This window comes from Methylocystis heyeri, assembly GCF_004802635.2.
GTDB classification, from domain to species: domain Bacteria; phylum Pseudomonadota; class Alphaproteobacteria; order Rhizobiales; family Beijerinckiaceae; genus Methylocystis; species Methylocystis heyeri.
This window is the reverse complement of record NZ_CP046052.1, coordinates 511,615-531,272: the sequence shown is the minus strand read 5'-3', so window position 1 is coordinate 531,272 and position 19,658 is coordinate 511,615. Positions and strand designations below refer to the sequence as shown.

The window sequence follows — 19,658 nt, the reverse complement described above, 5'->3', positions numbered from 1 at the left end:
CCGGTATATTGCACCGACGGGCCGCTGAATAGAGGGTAACTGGTCTGGTTTCGCCGGCGCTTCGGAAGCCTCCCCGGCTTTCCCGCTTTCGCGCGCGCGGCGCCACTGCGCCATAAGCGCGCAGCGCATGCATTTGCCCCCGAGCGCCGGCTTCCTGTTCAAAACCGAAACAGGCGTCCGTCGGCTTCCCGACGAACGCCTGCTGCGCATTTCGCGCTGCTCGGACGGGCTGAACCGCCTTACATCACCCGGCTCAGGATGAAGTAGAGCGAACCCGAGATCAGGATGGCGCAGGGCAGCGTCAGCAGCCAGGCCATGAGCAGCTTCTGCAGCGTGGCGATCTGCACGCCCGAGCCATTGGCGGCCATGGTGCCGGCGACGCCCGACGACAGCACATGGGTGGTGGACACCGGCAGGCCGAAGGTGTCCGCGGCGCCGATCGTCGCCATGGCGACGAGTTCGGCCGAGGCGCCCTGGCCATAGGTGAGGTGCTCCTTGCCGATCTTCTCGCCCACGGTGACGACGATGCGCTTCCAGCCGATCATGGTGCCGAGGCCGAGGGCGAGGGCGACCGCGATCTTCACCCAGGTGGGGATGAATTTCGTCGCCTTGTCGATGACGCCTTTATAGGCGGCCAGCGTGTCCTTTTCGGCGGCGGTCAGCTGAGCTTCCTTGTCCTTGGCGAGGAAGCGCAAGGCTTCGGAAGCGAGATAGATGTCGTTGCGGGTGTTGCCGACGGTCGCGAACGGGATCTTGGAGATCGCGCCGTAACCTTCGATCTGGCGCGAAATGTCGCGGATCAGAGCCGCGAGCGAAGGATAGGTTCCCTCGTTGAGCTCGTGTTTGGCGACATAATTGGTCACCGCCGCACGCGGGTCGCCGATGATCTGGTAGCCGGCGGCCTTGGCTTCCACCACCTTGGAGGCGGCGAGCGAAGCTTTGGAGAATTCCGCCACATGGCTCGCCGGCAAGGCGCGGTTGAGCGCATAGGCGGTGGGAACCGTGCCGATCAGGATCAGCATGATGAGGCCCATGCCCTTCTGCCCGTCGTTCGAGCCGTGAGCGAAGGACACGCCCGTGCAGGTCAGGATCAGCAGGCCGCGAATCCACCACGGCGGAGGCGTCTGGCCCTTGGGCTCGGAGTAGAGCTCGGGCTTGCGCACCAGGAACTTGAGAATGAGCAGCAGTCCCGCGGCGCAAGCGAAGCCGACGAGAGGCGAGAGCAGCAGCGAATAGCCGATCTCGGTCGCCTTCCCCCAATCGACGCCGGAGGTTCCGTCACGACCGCGCATCAGGGCGTTGGCGATGCCGACGCCGATGATGGAGCCGATCAGCGTGTGGGAGCTCGATGCGGGCAGGCCAAGCCACCAGGTGCCGAGGTTCCAGATGATCGCGGCGATCAGCAGGGCGAACACCATCGCGAAGCCGGCGCTGGAGCCGACCTGGAGGATGAGCTCCACCGGCAGCAGCGAAACGATGCCGAAGGCGACCGCGCCGGTCGAGAACAGCACGCCGAGAAAGTTGAAGAAGCCGGACCACACCACCGCGATGTTGGGCTTCAGCGAATGGGTGTAGATGACGGTCGCGACCGCATTGGCGGTGTCGTGAAAGCCGTTCACGAATTCGAAGCCGAGCGCGATCAGCAGCGCCACGCCGAGCAGAACGAAGGGGAGCATGGTGGTGACCGGCGCGCCGGCGTCCTGAAGATCGCGATAGATGCTCCAGGCGGTATAGGCGAGGCCGAGCGCCGTGATTCCGAGGAAAGCGAGAACCCCCTGAACGCCCGTGGGCTGATCCAGCTTGGGTTTGGGGTCATGCGACCCTGCATCGACGCGCAAACCCGCGTCGGAAGCGAGCGATGTCATTTATTGCTCCAGTCAAGTGCATATTAATGCATGAGGTCCCTAGCCGCGCGCCACGACAGATACATGACATTCCGATGACGGTTGTTGTCGACTCGCGCTCTTCCGGCCAGAATGCGCCGGCCCCCTTACATTGTTTTGCAGATTGAAGGCCTTGCGGCCGAATGCATTATAAATACGCGCTATATAGAGGTTTTTCGCTCCGCAGCGCCTCTCTCGACCCTATGCGCCGAGCGCGTTACAGCGGGTTTACGCGACCCGGCGGATAAAATCCGTCACGCAGGCAATCGTCGGGGCGTCGAGCAGCAGCGGCGCATGGGCTTGCCCCGCGATCGTATGCCGCTCCATGCGCGGCGCGCGCGCGGCCATCCGCTGAAGGATGTCCGGCGTCAAAATATCGGAGTTTTCGCCCCGGAGCGTCAGAAGCGGCCCCTGCGCCAGGGCGTCGAACCCGTTCCAAAAATCATAGGGCTCCATGTCCTCGGCGACGTCGTCCAGAGTATGGGCGAGCGCCGGATCGTAACGAAACGCCATTCTCCCGTTCTTCTCTTCGAAAGTATGTCTCGCGAAGATTTCCCACTCCCCGGCGGTCACGGCCGAGAATTTCTCGCCGGCGGTGAGGCGCATGAGGCCTATGGCGTCATCCAGGGTCGCAAGAGCGGGCAGCTTGCCGACGTAACGCTTGATCGCCATGAGGCCCTTGACCGGGATTTCGGGGCCGATGTCGTTCAGGACGCCCGCGCGCACGAGGCCCGGGAAAGCCCCCGCGAGTCGCATCATGTGCAGGCCGCCGCGCGATGTTCCGACAAATATGGCGCTGGAGACGCCCGCATCGGCGAGGAAGCGCAATATGTCGTCCTGCTCGACGCTGAGATCGTAATGCCGCCAGTCTTCATCCCATTGGGAGGCGCCGCGCCCGCGATGGTCGAGCGCCAGCACGCGCCGCCCCTGCTCCGCCAGCGCCGGGGCCAGAAAGTCGAAGTCATCCGCAGGCCGGGCGAGCCCCGGCAGGCAGACGACCGGCGCGAGCCCTTCGTCCGGCGACGGCCAATCGAAATAATGAAGCGTGAGCCCGTCGGCGGATCGGTAAAACCGGCTTTGAGGATGCGCTACGGCGTCAAGCATATCCATGATCCTGAAATTTGCCTGCGTTGACAGGGGAACAGAAGAGAATCGCCCTCCGCAATGTAGTTAATCATGGAGCCGCTGCGCGCGTTCCGCCATCCTCCTTTCGGGGCGCGGGCCAGGGTCATCGGGCGGATGGAGTTCCTCGATCGAGGCCGGCGGCTTGACTTCCCCTCATGTTACAGCCAGTTTCCGCGCGCTCGCGGCAAGCCGAAAAATCACCCTCAAGGGAAAGTCTCGAACACTCCCATGCGCGCCTATCTCGACTTCGAAAAGCCGGTCGCCGAACTTGAAACAAAGGTCGAGGAACTTCGCCAGCTCGCGAGCCAGGGGGACGCCGTCTCCATTTCCGAAGAGCTGAACAAGCTGGAGGCAAAAGCCTCCAAAGCGCTCGTCGATCTCTATGCGACGCTGACGCCCTGGCAAAAGATTCAGGTGGCCCGTCACCAGGAACGCCCCCATTTCTCCGATTACGTCCGCCAGCTCCTCGTCGATTTCACCCCGCTCGCCGGCGACCGCGCCTTTGGAGAGGACCACGCCGTCGTGGGAGGCTTCGGCCGGTTCCGGGGCCAGCCCGTCTGCATCATAGGCCAGGAGAAAGGCTCCGACACCCAGAGCCGCCTGCGACATAATTTCGGCATGGCCCGCCCCGAGGGCTACCGCAAGGCGGTGCGCCTCATGGAGCTCGCCGACCGGTTCGACATTCCGGTGATTTCTCTCGTCGACACCGCCGGCGCCTTTCCCGGCATCGACGCCGAGCAGCGCGGACAGGCCGAAGCCATCGCGCGCTCCACCGACGTCTCGCTGCAGCTCGGCGTTCCCAATGTGGCGGTGATTCTCGGCGAAGGCGGCTCCGGCGGCGCCATAGCCATCGCGGCCAGCAACAAGGTGCTGATGCTCGAGCACGCCGTCTACACGGTGGCCTCCCCCGAAGCCTCCGCCTCGATTCTCTGGCGCGACGCCGGAAAGGCCCAGGAAGCGGCGACCAGCATGAAGATCACCGCCCAGGACCTTCTGAGATTCGGCATCATCGACGTGATCATCACCGAGCCGGCCGGCGGGGCGCACCGCGACCCCGCGGCGGCGATCGCCTCGGTGGGAGAAGCGATCCATCACGAATTGTCGAGCCTTTCCACCTGCTCGCGGGAGCAGGTGCAGACCCTGCGGGCCGAAAAATTCCTGGCGATAGGCCGGAAAGTCTAAGGCTTCCCGCCCACCCGCGCGCTCCAGCGCCCGGAATCCGGTTTCCAGCCGGTCGCGTTCAGCGCCGCTCTGGCGGGGCTCGTTCCGGACAATGCGACGCCATGGATCGATTCCCCCCGACTCGAGCTCGTCAGCCCGCCTGGGGCCATCGAATAGTCTCAATTCTTTGGTTACCTTATATGGGCATTTATCCGTCGAATGGTGAAGTCGGTGTTACTCTGATAGCCTAAATTTCACGGTATCTTGGACGCGTGTCCCTCGCGTCCGTGAGCGGAGCCAGCATGACACTACGCCGACCCTTGCAGCTTCTGGCCCGTTCCGGCCTGATTTCGGCTGTGGCGGCGCTTGCGGCCTGCGAAGATGGCAGTTCGCTTTCCCAGCGTGCGATGGCGCCCATCCCCTCGGAGACCGTCGCCCTGATGGAGCAGGCCGGCAGCACGAAGGAAGCGCCGACGCTGATCCGCGCCTTCAAGAAAGAAGCGGAGCTCGAGGTCTGGAAGATGCGTTCCGACGGGCGCTACGTCCATGTGAAGACCTACCCCATGTGCCGCTGGTCGGGACAGCTCGGCCCCAAGACGCGCGAAGGCGACCGGCAGGTGCCGGAAGGCTTCTACTCGATCGCGCCGGGTCAGCTCAATCCGAACTCCTCCTATTATCTCTCCTTCAACGTAGGCTATCCCAACGCCTATGATCGCGCCTGGAACCGCACGGGCGGCACGATCATGGTGCACGGCGTCTGCTCCTCCATGGGCTGCTTCTCCATGACGGACCGCCAGATCGCCGAGATCTACGCCATCGTCCGCAGCTCGCTGAACAACGGCCAGAACGCGGTGCAGATGCAGTCCTATCCGTTCCGCATGACCGCGGAGAACATGGCCCGTCATCGCCTCGACCCGAACATCGCCTTCTGGAAGCAGCTCAAGGAAGGCAACGACCATTTCGAGGTCTCGAAGCGCGAGCCCGCCGTCGGGGTCTGCGGCAAGCGCTATGTGTTCGACGCCGTCGCCGCGAACGGCGCGCGCCTCGAACCCGCCGCCGCTTGCCCTCCGCTGAAGGAAGACCCGCAGGTCGCGCAGGCCGTCCGGGAGAAGGAAGCCCAGGACAACGCCCGGATCGCCGAGTTGTCGGAAACCGTCAAACCGGTGCGGCTGGTTTATCAGGACGGCGGACAACATCCCTCTTTCGCCTCGCGGGTCGCCGAGGTCAGCCGACCCGAGGCGCTGGTCCCTCCCATGGAAGTCGCCATGGAGGAAAACGCGACGACCGCCTCGATCAAGCCTCACGGGAAGCCGGCGCCGAGAGATTCGGCGAGCCCCGGAGCGGTGAAGACGGCCAAGCTGAATCCTGGCAAGACGGTGGTTCCGGCCACCGGCAAAGGCGCCGACGCCGACGCTGTAGCGGCGCTCGCCTCGGCGCCGGAGGTTCCCGGCAAGGTTTCGGTACGCGATTGGCAGAGTCTGCATAAGGAGCCGGAGCCTTCGCCGGCCGCTTCGACCGGGCAGAAGAAGAAGGACGCCGCCCCCAAGAGCGCCCAGATCGGCTCTCTCGAGAAGGCGCTGCGCGACGCCCAGCTTAAAAAGTAGCCGGCCGTCCGCCGATAACCCTCGCCCTCGTCATCTCGTCCCCCTATCCCAACCCGATCGGCCGCCACGGCGCGTTTTCGCAAAGGCGGGCATGCTTTTGCGACAGCAACGCGGCTTCCTCCGGCTCGAACGGCGCCGGCAAATATCGCCCCGGATTGAGAGTCTGGAGCGCATATTCCGTAGAAGCCTGTTTACTCTCGCCGAAAGCGCTTCGACCGCGCAGTTGGAGCCCGCGGCGTAGACCTGTATAGAGAATAAAGATCAACCGCCGGGAGAACCGCGCCGCAACCGGACGCTCGCAGACGGCCGGGAGCGCGTTCTTGCGAAAGTTGGCGCGGTTTTGCGGCAAGAATACGCCGCAGCGCCGCGATCGGGGGCTATCGCCCGTCGCGCGCGCCGTTTCATGCGAGCCAAATGCGCGCCGGAGTTGCGTTCAGGGTCGAGGAAAGACTGGATGCTTGAGAAAATTGTGGGCTTTTGTTTGCGTTGGCCCAAGACCATCGTCCTGCTTTTCCTTGTTTTGACCGGCGCCGGCGCTTACTTCACCTCGGCGCGCTTCGCTATCGACACGGATACCGAACACCTCTTCTCGATCAAGATTCCCTGGCGTCACAACGAGGCGGAGCTATACAAAGCTTTTCCTCAGCTCAATGACCTGCTTATCGCCGTCATCGACGCGGATACCCCGGAAAACGCCGAAAACTCAGCCAAAAGGCTGAACGACGCGCTGCAGGGGGCGCCGTTGATATCCCGCTCCTGGCGTCCGGACGACAACCGGTTCTTCCGCACCAACGGACTGTTGTTCCTCGGCGTCGACGATCTGCAGCACAAGATGGGAATGCTGATCGGCCAGCGCGACATACTTCTGCCTCTGGCCGAGGACCCGACGCTTCGGGGCCTGACCGCGGCTTTGACCGCCAATTACAAGCAGGTCGAGCGCAACCCGCGCGCCCTGGCGATGTATTCCTCCGCGCTCGACGAATTCTCGACGGCCTTCGAAAACGCGCTGGTCGGCGAGCCGGCCCGCGTATCCTGGGACAAGCTGCTCGCGGGAGGAAAGCCGGAAACGCTCGCCGAGGACGCCCCCAGCGTGCGCCGGATCGTGCTCGTCAAGCCGGTGCTGGATTTTTCCGCGCTGGAGCCTGCGCAGGACGCCATCGCCTTGGTGCGCGCCACCGCCGCAAAGCTCGATCTGGACCCCGCCCACGGGGTAAAGCTGAGACTGACCGGACAGGCTGCGCTCGCGGACGACGAATTCGCCACGATCTCGGAGAATATGGGCTCCAATCTGACGATCACGCTCGTCATCGTCACGTTCATTCTCTTCCTGGCCTTGCGGTCGCCCAAGCTGATACTGGCGGTTCTGGCGACGCTGCTCGCCGGCCTCGCGATAACGGCGGGGCTCGGCATTATTCTGATCGGGCGCTTCAACCTGATATCGGTCGCTTTTGCTGCGCTCTTCATCGGCCTCGGCGTCGATTTCGGCATTCAGTTCGCCACGCGCTACCGGGAGGAGCGCCACAAGGGCGGCGATCTCGATCTCGCGCTGGTGAACGCGACGCGAGAGATCGGCGGTTCCCTGACACTTGCGGCGGTTTCGCTGCTCGCCGGCTTTTTCTGCTTCCTGCCGACCGAGTTTCTCGGCGTCGCGGAGCTCGGGCTCATCGCCGGCTTCGGCATGATCATCGCCTATGTCGCGACGCTGACTTTCCTTCCAGCCCTGATCAAGCTGCTGCAGCCCAGGGCGGAACAGCTGCCTCTGCAGACCGCCTCTCTCGCTTCGATAGACCACTGGATCGCCCGGCATAGAGCGCTGGTCATTGCAGCCGCGGTCACGACGGCTCTAGCCGGCGCCCCTTTCCTGATGCATCTCGCCTTCGACTCCAACCCGATGGATCTTCGGAACCAGCGCGTCGAATCGGTCGCGACCTTCATCGATCTCTCCAAAGACCCCAAAACCGCAATCAATACGGTGGAAATCCTCGCCCCTTCGCTGCAGGCTGCGGACGGGCTGGCGAGCAAGCTTTCGCAGCTTCCCGAAGTCGATCGCGTGACGACGGTCGAGAGCTTCATTCCCAAGGATCAGGACGAAAAGCTGCCGGTGATAGAGGATGCGGCGCAGGAGCTGAGCGGCGTCGTCGATCCGAAGGTGAAGCCCGCGCCGACGGACGAGGCGACCGTCAAAGCGCTGACCCAGGCCGCCGCTTCCCTGCGCCGCCTCGGAGGCCGCAATATTCCCCCGTCTGTCGTCCGCTTCGCCGACGCTGTCGAGGCGCTGGCCGATTCCGATCCTACGATCCGGGAAAACGCGCGCATCGCCGCCTTCGGCGATTTTCACCAGATGCTCGGGCAGCTGCGCGAGGCGCTGCAGGCCAGGCGCGTCACCTTCGAGAACCTGCCGGTCGAGATCACGCAGGATTGGGTGTCCGCCAACGGACAGTTCCGCGTCGAAGCCGCGCCCAAGGGCGACAGCAACGACCGCGAGGTCCTGACCCGCTTCGCGGAAGCCGTGGAAAAGATCGCGCCCAACGCCAGCGGCGCGCCGATCGGCATATCGGAGGCGGGAAAATCGATCGTTCGCGCCTTCATCCAGGCGGGCGCCTACGCTTTCGCCGCGATTTTCATCATCCTTGCGGTCGCGCTGCGAAAGGCGACCGACGTCGCCCTCACGCTCGGCCCGCTGGTCCTCGCCGGCGTCGTGAGCCTCGAGGCTGCGGACGCCCTTGGCCTTTCGCTGAATTTTGCGAATATAATCGCCCTGCCACTGATGTTCGGCGTCGGCGTCGCGTTCCACATCTACTACGTCATCGCCTGGCGCAAGGGCATCGTCGACATGCTGGCGTCCAGCCTGACCCGCGCTATCTTTTTCAGCTCGCTCACAACCGGAACCGCCTTCGGAAGCCTGTATTTTTCCAGTCATCCGGGCACGGCAAGCATGGGCGAGCTGCTCGCGATCTCGCTGTTCTTTACTTTGCTCGCCGCCTTCATCGTCGTTCCGGCGTTTCTCGGCCCTCCGCCCAAGCGCCAAACAACCGGGGAAGGCTCCGCGTTGTGATCGCCGCTCCGGCACCGCCTGCTTCGAGATAGGATTTCCCGCCATGAGAAAATCGATCGTTTTCATATTTCTGGCTTTGCTGACGTCCGCTCCGGCCCTGGCCGCCGAAGCGGTATATGGAACCTGGCTGCGTCATGGAGGCAACAGCGAGAAGCTGGAGTTCTACGACTGCGACGGCCAGCTCTGCGCTCGCGGCGTCATTCCCCTGCCCGACGGATCGCCGCCCCCGGTCGTCCTGCGCCACGCCAAGAAGACCGCGCCGAACCAGTGGAAGGGCGACCTTTTCAATCCCGAGAACGGCAAGACCTACTTCGGCACGATCACGCTGGATACACCCAACCAGCTGACCCTGAGCGGATGCCTCATCGCCTTCCTTTGCCAGAGCGAGACCTGGACCCGCGTGGCGAAGGCCCCGGCGCCGGCGCCGGCGCCGGTCAAGGGCGCGCATTGAGACGGGAACGGCGTCGGCTTCAGCGCCGGCGCGGGTCTAACCCGGCCGTTTTATTCATATCGGCCGGCCGCGTCTCCGGGAGCAGGAAAAGCACCAGAACGAGCCCCGCCGCCGCAATGAGCGCCAAAGCGAGAAAGGCCGCGGAATAGCCCGCTCGGGAGACGATAAAGCCGGCCGCGGCCTGGCTGCATGAGCCGCCGATCCCCTGCACGGTCCCGACCACGCCGCGGGCGAGGCTGTAGCGGCCGGTTCCCTCCATCACATCCGCGAGAATGAGGGGCAGCAAGGCCTCGAAAAGGCCGCCCGTCACGCCGTCGAGCGCTTGCAGCAGCAGCAGGGCCGCCGGGTCGCCGAACCAGACGCAAAGACCGCCCCGGATCGCCAGCGCGGCGAAGGCGGCGATCAGCAGCGGGCGGCGCCCGATGGCGTTGGCGCGGGTGACCAGCAGAGCGGTCAGAATGGACACGAGCTGCGCCAGGACGATCGAGACGGAGGTGACGCCCGTCTCCCACCCCGGATTGGCCAGCGCCAGCTTTTGCGCGACCAGCGGCAGCATCGGGGAATTGGCGAAGTGGAAAACGGCGGCTGCCGCCGCGAAAATCACAAGCGGACGATCATGGAGGAGAATCCGCCAGCCGGCCGGATGCTCCCCGTGATCCGCGCTGGCCTCCAGGCCGCGCGCCCGGGCATTGTCGATGGCGCTTCCAGGAATCGAGAGCGCCGCGACGGTCGTCAATATGGCGAAGATCGGCACGAGATAAAAAGGCGCCTTTTGCGACACCGTCACCCCGATGATCCCGGCGACAAGAGCTATGGAGACATTGCCCGCCTTGTCGAAGGCGGCGTTTCGCCCGAGCCTCGCCGCCAGCTTCTCGCGGTTGTAAAGTCCGAGAGTTATGGCCGCGATCGACGGCGCAAACAGGCCGCCGAGGACCGCCATGACGACGTCGGCGACCAGCACGACCGGAAGTATCGGCCAGGTTGCGATCGCCAGGGCGCAGCCGGACAGTAGAAACGCTCCGAGGATTACGGCCTCGCGCTTTGCGTGGGTGCGGTCGATGAACGCGCCGACCGCCGGATGCGCGGCGACGCCGATCAGCCCGCTCGCCATCAGCACCGACCCGACCGCAAACTGGCTCCAATGCGCCTCGGTCACCAGGAGGACATTGACATAAGGCCCGAGGCCGCCTCGGACATCGGCAAGGAAGAAATTGAGCCCGTCGAGCGCGGTGAAGGCCATGGTCGCTGCATCCGGCGAGCGACGCAACTGCTCTGCGCCGCAAAACAGGGTTCTGCGGCAAATAGCGCGGATCGGGCCGAATTGCGTCTCGCCCCGCCTTCAGTTGCGGCGCCGTCGACGCACGGCCGACCGCTCATACGGTTTCCGGCTGAATGAAGCGGCTCGCGCCGTCATCGCGACGAGCGTAAGCTCCGCGGCGATCCAGGAACGGTATCAGACGCCGATCAGGAGCCGAGGCCGGCGCGAGCCGGCCTGGGCGAGCCGATCGGGCGTTCGCCGCGCGCATCCTTCGAACGATTCCGTCCAGACGGAAGGCGCGTCATTCTCACCAGTAGTGGCGATGCCACCTGTGATAGTGATGGTAATAAGGCCGGTAATAGTGGTAGTGGTAAGGCCTATAATAGTGATAGCGATGATAATAACGGTAAGGATGATAATAGTGACGATGATAATAATGATAGGGGTGATAGTAATGAGGCCGGTAGTAGCCATAACCCCCGCATGGCCCCCAATGCAGGAAGCGCCCGGTATAGCGGTTATAGCAATATAGTCTCGCCTGCTGCACAGGCGATTGCAGCTTGACCGAATCCGACTGTATCGAGCCATTCACCGGCAGAGCCGCGGCGCCGAGCGGGTTGAAGAGCAACATTCCGCCCGCAGCCAATATTATCGCCAGAAATTTTCTCATAAGCGCCCTCCCCTGAAAACGCCGCGAAAGACTAGCTAACGTCGGCGCCGCCTGCGTCAAGAACGACGCCTTCGGCCGCGTTCTCCGCTCGAATGGAGCGTCCGAGCGATAGAAACCGCGCCAGATCGGATGAGTGGAGCGCATTCTTATCTCAAAAGCATGTCAGCTTTCGGGGAATGCGCTCGCGGCAGAGCGATCAAAACAGCGAGGAAAAGGCCAGGGGATGAACAATATCCGTGCTCTTCTCCGATCAGGCGGCCTCCAGATAAGGCGTCTCGAAGAAAAAGCGCAGCACCTTGGGGTCCCCGCTGTCTTCGACCGGGATATGCCAGAATTTCGAGTCCATGTGGGGAAAGCGTTCGAAAGGAACATGGATCGCCGTCAACTGGGCATGTTCGCGCATGCCGCGCATCATGGCTCCTTCCAAAATTTCGAGCAGGTCGCGCTCATCCTCCGGCGCCTCGGTCACGGTCAACATCACATTGTTCGCAATCGGAAGGGCTCGATCGAATATCTGTTCGAAGTTTACCGACGCCGTCATTTGCTTCTCCAAGAGCATGTCCGACTCTCTCGAACTTTTACATTCACTCAGGTGAACCCGCCCCGCAACGCGAAACGGACGAAACGCTTAAGCCACCGTAACTCGCCGTCACCCCTCGATCAGTATCGCCTATCCAGTTATCAATCTATTGTGCAAAAATCATACCTTTGCGGCATACTCCTTTTTATCCAGCCTGTTGTCCAGTCCCGCCCGAGCTTCGACGGTCAGAAAGCAACAAAAATACGACCGTATTAAGAAGGTCAGTCGCTTCCCCTGTGCGCGCGCTCGCCCCAGCGGTCGTCGAACACCAGTTCGTCGAGCGGGAGCCGCCGCGCCCAGTTTCGCACCTCGAGTTCAGGCCGGACATAGGCGCGGTCGACATATCCGACGCAGAGATAGGCGACGATCGCGATATGCTCCGGGACGCCCAATATGGACCGCAGTTCATCGGGCTTGAGGATGCTGACCCAGCCGACGCCCACGCCCTCGACCCTAGCCGCGAGCCAGAGGTTCTGGACCGCGCAGGCAGTGCTCAGAAGATCCGTCTCGGGCTGCTGCGAGCGCCCCAGCCCGGTCCTGCCCATGCGGGCGCGATCGCAGGTGACGCAGATATTCAGCGGCGACTTGAGTATCCCCTCCAGTTTCAAGTTGCGATACAGCCCCCGCCTCGCCGGCTCAATGGCCGCTTCCTCCTCTTCCTTGACGCTCCTCGAAAAGGCCTCACTCACCCTTTGGCGGACGGCGCGGTCCTTGATAATGATGAAATTCCACGGCTGCATGAACCCCACCGAGGGGGCGTGATGGGCCGCGTCGAGTATGCGCATCAGGACCTCCCGCGGCACCTCGTCGCCAAGGAACTCGTTGCGGACGTCGCGGCGGCTGTAGATCGCGCGATAGACCGCCTCTCGCTCGTCTTGCGAAAACGGGCCGGCGGCGGCCAGATCGCCGTTCTCGACGGGCTTTTCAGCGGACATCGGGCAAACCCAATGCTTCGCGCAGGCGCGCCCAATGCTCCTCCTCGGCGGGCAGGCCGAATCGGAGCCATGAAGGCCGCTCCGCAAACCGCCGCGTCAGAATGCCGCGCTTCGCCAATCGCTCGAACCAGACTTCGGCGTCGCTGCGCGCGGCGAGCGTGAACAGCGCAGCTCCCCCCAGAATCTCAAAACCCGCAGCCATGAGCATCGCTTCGAGACGGCGGGCGGATTTCTGCAAGGCCGCGCGGCTGCGCTCGAGCCAGGCCGCGTCGGAAAGCGCCGGCGTTCCGACCGCGAGAGCCGGCCCGCTGACGCTCCAGGGGCCGAGTTCGGCCCGCAGTCGCGCCGCCATCAGAGGCTCGCAGACGGCGAATCCGAGCCTCACGCCAGGAAGGCCGAAAATCTTGCCGAAGGAGCGCAGCACAACGACGGCGCCGCCCGCCCTCGGCGCCATGCTCGCGTCCGGCGCGATGTCCATGAAAGCCTCGTCGACGATGAGCACGCCGCCGCGCCCGGCGAGGCGCTCAGCAAGCCGGATCAATTGCTCCGGGCTCGCGAGCCTTCCGTCGGGATTGTTGGGATTGACCACGATGGCGACGTCGGCCTCTGCGAGTTCTTCAAAAGACGCGACCGTCTCGGTGTGGGCGCCGGCCGCGCTCCAGGCCGCCTGATGTTCGGCATAGGTGAAGCCGAGGATCGCGACGCGACGGCCCGGACAGACGCGAGGCAGGCTCTGAATGAAGGCCTGCGTGCCGGCCCCGGCGACCACGGCCAGGCGGCTCGGCGCGCCATAGGCGCACGCGGCGGCGGCCTCCAGCGCGATCAGCGCATCCGCATCCGGCAGGCGGCTCCACGCTTGCGGCGCAATGGGCGGCAAGGGATAGGGAATTGGGCTCACGCCGGTCGAAAGGTCGATCCAGGGCTCGGGCGCCGCGGGAAAACGGCGCCTTGCGGCGTCCAACCCTCCGCCATGCTCGATCCGCTGATGGCGGCTGTCATGAGTATCGGCGTTGCTCACCGCGCGAGTTCCAGTAACTGGCCGATATCGATGTGGCGAACGCAATGTTCGGCCAGCGCGTCGAGCGTCTGCTCCACCTGGGCTTCGTAAAGCAGGGCCGAAGGAGCGGCTTCGAGGCGGCGCAGCCATGCGCCGCGCTGGGCGTCATGGGAGAACAGCCCATGGACATAAAGGCCGGTGACGAGGCCATCGGCCGAGCACGCCCCGTCGAGGCGTCCGTCCGCGAATTTGAGCGCGGGTCTGTTGCAGTCGGGTCCGATCGTCTCCCCCATATGCATCTCATAGCCGCTGAAAGGCTCGCCGTCCGGCTGGCTCTCGCCATGCGAAAACTGCAGCCTTTTCTCCCGGCCCAACACGGTCTCGACATCGAGGAGGCCGAGCCCTTCGACCTCCCCGGGCGGGCCCTCGACCCCAGAAGGATCGGCGATGCTTCGCCCCAGCATCTGGAAGCCGCCGCAAACGCCGAGCACGCGCCCGCCGCGCCGCAGATGGGCGGCGAGGTCTATATGCCAGCCTTCCGCGCGGAAGGCCGCCAAATCCGCGATCGTCGCTTTCGATCCCGGCAGGATGACAAGACGGGCGTCCGCAGGCAAGGGCGCGCCTGGGGGCGTAAAGGCCAGCGCGACGCCGGGCTCCGCCTTCAGCGGGTCGAAATCGTCGAAATTGGAAATATTGGGCAGAAGGGGCACGGCGATTTTGACCCCGCCGCGCTCGTTCGCGCTACCGCCTTGGAGGCCGAACGCGTCCTCCGCCGGCAACCGGCTGGCCTCGCTGAAAAAGGGAACCAGCCCGAGCGGGCGCCATCCGGTGCGCTCGGCGACAAAGCCCATGCCGGAATCGAAAAGGGAGGGATCGCCCCGGAATTTATTGACGATAAAACCCCGGACCAGAGCCAGATCCTCGGGGTCCAGCACCGCGTGGCAGCCGACGAGCTGGGCTATGACTCCGCCCCGGTCGATATCGGCGACCAGGACCACAGGCGCGCCCACGGCGCGGGCGAAGCCCATATTGGCGATGTCATGGGCGCGCAGATTTATTTCGGCCGCGCTGCCGGCGCCCTCGATCAGCACGATGTCCGCAGTCTCGCGCAGGCTCGAGAAGCTTTCCAACACCTGCGGCATCAGGCGCGGTTTCCAGCTCTGATATTCGCGCGCGAGCGCCTGGCCCGCGACCCGGCCCTGGACCACGATCTGGGAACCGCTGGCTCCCTGCGGCTTCAGCAGCACCGGATTCATGTCGTTGGACGGGGCGCGCCGCGCCGCGCGGGCCTGCAGGGCCTGGGCGCGGCCGATCTCGCCGCCCTCCTGGGTGACGGCGGCGTTGTTCGACATGTTCTGCGGCTTGAACGGCGCCACCCGCAGGCCTTTGTTCGTCAGCGCCCTGGCGAGCCCCGCAACCATCAGGGACTTGCCGACGTCCGAGCCGGTTCCCTGGATCATCAATATTCTGCTCATCGCCAGCCGCCCGCCGCGCTTTCCGCTCGCACCAGATTCCGCAATCTACGACAGGAAAGCCATTGCGGCGTCGAGATCGCCGAGCCTCGAAACCTCTGGATAGGCCGGCGGCGAGATCACCACCGCCTCGAGCCCCAACTCGCGGGCCGCCTCCATCTTGGCGTAGGTCGAGGGGCCTCCGCTGTTCTTCGTGACCACCAGTTCCACGCGCTGTTCCCGCATCAGGGCGATTTCGTCGTCTTTTGCGAAAGGCCCGCGGGAAAACAGCAGCGCGCTGCGGGGCGGCAGCTCGGCCAGTTCCGGCGGCTCGATGGTTCGAATGAGATATTCGTGCTGGGGCTGGGCGCGAAAAGCGCCGACCCCGAGCCGGCCGATGGTGAGAAACACGCGCTTCGGCGCGCCCGCCAGCGCAGCGGCGGCCTCGCCGAGATCGCCCGCCTCGATCCAGCGGTCGCCCTCCTGCGCGCGCCAGGGCTCTCTTCCGAAGGAAGCGAGCGGGATCGAGAGCGCGGCGCAGGCGGAACGGGCATTGGCCGATATCCGGGACGCAAAAGGATGGGTCGCGTCGATCACGCGATCGATTTTCGTTTGGGCGAGATAGCGCGCAAGGCCGTCCGCGCCGCCAAAGCCGCCGATACGCGTCGGCAGGCCGACGTCGAGGGGCGCGCTGGTGCGGCCGGCGAGCGACATGACCGCCTGGATCGTGGGCCGCTGCGCAATGCGGGCGGCGAGCGCCCGCGCTTCGCTCGTGCCGCCCAGCACCAGAACCCGCAAAGGCCTCGCCTCGCCTGCGCAGCCCAGATCGAGAGGCGAAGTCGTCGCGGACTTCATTCCGCGGCCGCTTTGGCCTGTTCGGGCGGAGCCCGGAACTGCGCCAGAAGGCGCTCCTCTTCGATCTGCGCAGCGGCGATATGCCGGGCCTTGATATGCCCGAAGCCCCTGATTTTCTCCGGGATGCGGGCCAGCGCGACGGCGACGGCGTGATTCTGCGGCGTGAGCCTGTCCAATATCTCGTCGAGCAGGACTTCATAGTCCGCCAGGATCTTCCGCTCGGCGATGCGGTCGTGATCGAAACGGAAAATGTCGAGCCAGGTGCCGCGCAGCGGCTTCATCCTGGCGAGCAGCCGCAGCACACTGAAAGCCCAGGGGCCGAAAGTCATTTTCCGTGATCCGCCGAAGTCGTTCTTGGGCTGGAGGCTCGGAAGCGGCGGCGCGACATGGAATTCCAGCGTCAGGTCGCCCTCGAAGGTTTCGGAGAGCTGCCGCTCGAAGGACCCATTGGTGAAAAGGCGCGCGACCTCGTAATAGTCCTTCGCCGCCATGACCTTGAAGAGGTAGCGCGCCGCCGCCTCGGTCAGCTCGGTCGACCCCGGCGTGCGGGCGGCTTCGGCCGCGGCGACCTGCGCGACCCTGGCGCGGTAGCGCTGCGAATAGGCGAGGTTCTGGTATTCGATCAGGAACGCCGCGCGACGCTCGACGATTTCCTCGAGCGTCTGGGATTTCCGCCTCGCTTCCGAAGGAGAGCGCAAGGAAGACGCCACCGCTTCGACGCTCGCGAAATCATGCGCCGCGCGCCGCCCCCACAAAAAGGCCTGCTGGTTCATCTCGACCGATTCGCCGTTCAGCTCTATGGCGCGCAGGATCGAGGCGTCGGAGAGAGGCAGGTAGCCCTTCTGCCACGCATAGCCCAGCATGAAGATGTTTGCTGCGATGGAATCGCCCAGCAGCGTGAGGGCGAGCGCGGTCAGGTTCAGGAAATCGGTGCGCTCGCCGCTGACGTCGCTGATCGCTTTCTTGATCTCCCGCGACGGCAGGACGAAATCGGGGTTGCGCTCGATGTCGCCGGGAAAGACTTCGGCGCTGTTCACGACCACCGCGGTCCGCTGAGGATCTATCGCCGAGAGAACCAGCCGCGCGCCCGCCACCACGAGATCGCATCCGAGCATCAGATCCGCCTCGCCGGCGGCGATTCGGATCGCGTGCACGGAATCGGGGGTGCGGCCGATCTTGACGTGGCAATAGACCGCCCCGCCCTTCTGCGCGAGGCCGGCCATATCGATGACGCCCACGCCCTTGCCCTCGAGATGCGCGGCGAGTCCGAGCAATGCCGAAATCGTGACGACGCCGGTGCCGCCGAGGCCCGCGATGAGAATGCCGTAAGGCGTGACGCCGATCTGGGGCGGAACCGGCTCCGGCAGCCGAGGCTGATTCTCGGCGTCGGAACGGGAGGGCAGCGCCGCCTTTTTCATGTGGGCGCCGTGCACCGTCACGAAACTCGGGCAAAAGCCTTCGAGGCAGGAGAAGTCCTTGTTGCAGGCGGACTGATCTATGCGCCTCTTGCGCCCGAATTCGGTCTCGACCGGCTGCACCGCAACGCAGTTGGACGCGGTGCCGCAATCGCCGCAGCCCTCGCAGACCAGTTCGTTGATGATGATGCGGGAGTCGGGATCGGGATATTTTCCGCGCTTGCGCAGGCGGCGTTTCTCGGCTGCGCAGGTCTGGTCGTAGATGAGAACCGTGACCCCTTCGGTCTCGCCGAGGTCGCGCTGGACTTCGTTGAGGACGTTGCGGTGGTGGATTTTCAATCCCGGCGGCCAGGGCGTCAGCACCGGATATTTGCCGGGCTCGTCGGTGACGAGCGCGATCTTCCTGACCCCTTCCGCCGCGACCTGATGGGCTATCGCCTCGACGGTGAGTTCTCCCTCGTGCTTCTGGCCGCCGGTCATGGCGACGACGCCGTTGAAGAGAATCTTGAAGGTGATGTTGGTGTTGGTCGCCACGGCGAAGCGGATGGCCAGCGACCCTGAATGGTTGTAGGTGCCGTCCCCGAGATTCTGAAACACATGCTTGCGTTTCGAGAAGGGCGCTTCCCCGACCCAATTGGCGCCTTCGCCGCCCATATGGGTGTATCCCTCCGTCGAGCGATCCATCCATTGCGCCATGTAGTGGCAGCCGATGCCGGTATAGGCGCGGGCGCCGGCGGGCACATGGGTCGAGGTGCTGTGGGGGCAGCCGGCGCAGAAATGCGGGACGCGCACGGCCACCTCGGCGAGCGCGACGCGCTTCTGCTGCAGGCGTTCGAGCCTCGCGACGCGCGATTCGAGATCGGCCGAGCGATGAAATTTCAGCAGGCGCCGGCCGATCGCGATAGCGACGTCGTTGGCGTCCAGCGATCCCTTGGCGGGGAAAAGCCAGTTCCCGTTCTCGTCCTTCTTTCCGATGCAGAGCGGCTGGTTCGGCGTTCCGTAAAGCTCGCCCCGCAATTGCATTTCGATGAGCGAGCGCTTTTCCTCGACGACGATGATGAGATCGAGGCCCCTGGCGAATTCCTTGAGGCCCTCCGGCTCCAGCGGCCAGGGACAAGCGACCTTGTAGAGCCTGAGGCCGAGGTCGTTGGCTTTCGCTTCGTCTATGCCGAGATCGTCGAGCGCCTGCCTCACGTCGAGATAGGACTTGCCGACCGTGATGACGCCGATCCGGGCGTCGGGTCCGCCCGAGGTGATGATCTTGTTGAGCTTGTTGGCGCGGATGAAGGCCAGCGTGGCGTCGCGCTTGCTCTCCTGGAGCCGCTCTTCCTGAACCAGGACGGGATCGCTGCGACGGATGTTCAGGCCGCCGGCCGGCATGGGAAAATCAGTCGGGGCGACGATCTTCACGCGGCCGTGCGATCCGTCCACCGAGGCGGTCGATTCAACCGTGTCCTTCAGGCATTTGAGGCCCACCCAGACCCCCGCGTAACGCGAAAGGGCGAAGGCGTAGAGGCCGTAATCCAGAATCTCCTGCACCCCGGCGGGCGAAAGAATCGGCATCATCACGTCGACGAAATGGAACTCCGACTGATGCGCGGTGGAGGAGGATTCGGCGGTGTGGTCGTCCCCCATCAGGGCGACGGCGCCGCCGAAACGCGACGAGCCCGCCAGATTGACGTGGCGGAGGACGTCGCCGCTGCGGTCGACCCCCGGTCCCTTGCCGTACCAGAGCGAGAAAACCCCGTCGTATTTGCCCTCGCCCCGCATCTCCGCCTGCTGCGCGCCCCAGATGGCGGTCGCGGCGAGATCCTCGTTGAGGCCCGGCATGAATAAAATGTCGTTCGCGTCGAAATAGGTCTTGGCGCGATGCATCTGGGCGTCGACCCCGCCGAGCGGCGAGCCGCGATAGCCCGTGACGAAGCCGGCCGTGTTCAACCCGGCCCGGCGATCCGCTTCCTTTTGCATCAAGAGCAGGCGCACGATCGCCTGGGTTCCCGTCATCAGGACCCGGGGCTTGTCGAGATCGTATTTGTCCGCGAGCGTCGCATCGGCAAGAGCTAGGCCGTCGCGCGAGTCGCTGGCGAAACTGTCCGCCATATTAGATCTTTCCTGTGGTTGAACTCGCTACTGCGAACCCGCCGGCGCTCATCGTTCACGCGACCCGCGTGAAGAGAACGAGACCATCGTTCGCGCATTTCCGAGGCGCCGCCTGCGC

Annotated in this window: 14 protein-coding genes; 4 read left to right on the top strand and 10 right to left on the bottom strand. The window is 64.6% G+C overall.

Going from position 1 to position 19,658, the window contains the following annotated elements:
* Window positions 1-239: 239 nt before the first annotated feature.
* Window positions 240-1,865: an inorganic phosphate transporter gene (locus H2LOC_RS02280; protein ID WP_136494907.1), complete on the bottom strand. Its 1,626-nt coding sequence runs from the start codon at window positions 1,863-1,865 to the stop codon at window positions 240-242.
* Window positions 1,866-2,111: 246 nt separating this feature from the next.
* Window positions 2,112-2,987 (bottom strand): alpha/beta fold hydrolase, encoded by an 876-nt coding sequence (locus H2LOC_RS02275; protein ID WP_136494906.1) that lies wholly within the window; start codon window positions 2,985-2,987, stop codon window positions 2,112-2,114.
* Window positions 2,988-3,236: 249 nt separating this feature from the next.
* On the opposite strand from H2LOC_RS02275, the gene H2LOC_RS02270 reads away from it, so the two are divergent.
* From H2LOC_RS02270 to H2LOC_RS02255, 4 genes are all read left to right on the top strand, one after another.
* Window positions 3,237-4,190, top strand: coding sequence for an acetyl-CoA carboxylase carboxyltransferase subunit alpha (locus H2LOC_RS02270; RefSeq protein WP_136494905.1), 954 nt, complete (start codon window positions 3,237-3,239; stop codon window positions 4,188-4,190).
* A 281-nt stretch (window positions 4,191-4,471) separates the two neighbouring features.
* Window positions 4,472-5,773, top strand: a complete 1,302-nt coding sequence (locus H2LOC_RS02265) for a L,D-transpeptidase family protein (RefSeq protein ID WP_202620514.1) — start codon at window positions 4,472-4,474, stop codon at window positions 5,771-5,773.
* Window positions 5,774-6,227: 454 nt separating this feature from the next.
* Window positions 6,228-8,828 (top strand): MMPL family transporter, encoded by a 2,601-nt coding sequence (locus H2LOC_RS02260; protein WP_136494904.1) that lies wholly within the window; start codon window positions 6,228-6,230, stop codon window positions 8,826-8,828.
* A 43-nt stretch (window positions 8,829-8,871) separates the two neighbouring features.
* The gene (locus H2LOC_RS02255) at window positions 8,872-9,279 is read left to right on the top strand and encodes a DUF2147 domain-containing protein (protein WP_136494903.1); all 408 of its coding nucleotides are present in this window, start codon (window positions 8,872-8,874) and stop codon (window positions 9,277-9,279) included.
* Between the two features lie 19 nt (window positions 9,280-9,298).
* Here H2LOC_RS02255 and H2LOC_RS02250 read toward each other — a convergent pair whose 3' ends face one another.
* From H2LOC_RS02250 to H2LOC_RS02215, 8 genes are all read right to left on the bottom strand, one after another.
* A complete protein-coding gene (locus tag H2LOC_RS02250; RefSeq protein ID WP_136494902.1) occupies window positions 9,299-10,519 on the bottom strand; it encodes an MFS transporter in 1,221 nt (406 codons plus the stop codon).
* A gap of 325 nt (window positions 10,520-10,844) precedes the next feature.
* Window positions 10,845-11,207 carry a hypothetical protein gene (locus tag H2LOC_RS02245; RefSeq protein ID WP_136494901.1) on the bottom strand — a complete coding sequence of 121 codons (363 nt, stop codon included), beginning with the start codon at window positions 11,205-11,207 and terminating at the stop codon, window positions 10,845-10,847.
* Window positions 11,208-11,457: 250 nt separating this feature from the next.
* Window positions 11,458-11,748 carry a hypothetical protein gene (locus tag H2LOC_RS02240; RefSeq protein WP_136494900.1) on the bottom strand — a complete coding sequence of 97 codons (291 nt, stop codon included), beginning with the start codon at window positions 11,746-11,748 and terminating at the stop codon, window positions 11,458-11,460.
* Window positions 11,749-12,008: 260 nt separating this feature from the next.
* Window positions 12,009-12,722 carry a 5,6-dimethylbenzimidazole synthase gene (bluB, locus tag H2LOC_RS02235; protein WP_136494899.1) on the bottom strand — a complete coding sequence of 238 codons (714 nt, stop codon included), beginning with the start codon at window positions 12,720-12,722 and terminating at the stop codon, window positions 12,009-12,011.
* Window positions 12,712-13,740 (bottom strand): threonine-phosphate decarboxylase CobD, encoded by a 1,029-nt coding sequence (gene cobD, locus H2LOC_RS02230; RefSeq protein WP_136494898.1) that lies wholly within the window; start codon window positions 13,738-13,740, stop codon window positions 12,712-12,714. The genes bluB and cobD overlap by 11 nt, the downstream gene beginning before the upstream one ends.
* Window positions 13,737-15,194, bottom strand: coding sequence for a cobyric acid synthase (locus H2LOC_RS02225; protein WP_202620513.1), 1,458 nt, complete (start codon window positions 15,192-15,194; stop codon window positions 13,737-13,739). The genes cobD and H2LOC_RS02225 overlap by 4 nt, the downstream gene beginning before the upstream one ends.
* A 45-nt stretch (window positions 15,195-15,239) precedes the next feature.
* On the bottom strand, window positions 15,240-16,025 hold the full coding sequence (locus tag H2LOC_RS02220) for a cobalt-precorrin-6A reductase (protein WP_136494897.1): 786 nt from the start codon (window positions 16,023-16,025) through the stop codon (window positions 15,240-15,242).
* Window positions 16,022-19,540: an indolepyruvate ferredoxin oxidoreductase family protein gene (locus H2LOC_RS02215; RefSeq protein ID WP_136494896.1), complete on the bottom strand. Its 3,519-nt coding sequence runs from the start codon at window positions 19,538-19,540 to the stop codon at window positions 16,022-16,024. The genes H2LOC_RS02220 and H2LOC_RS02215 overlap by 4 nt, the downstream gene beginning before the upstream one ends.
* Between the last annotated feature and the right edge of the window lie 118 nt (window positions 19,541-19,658).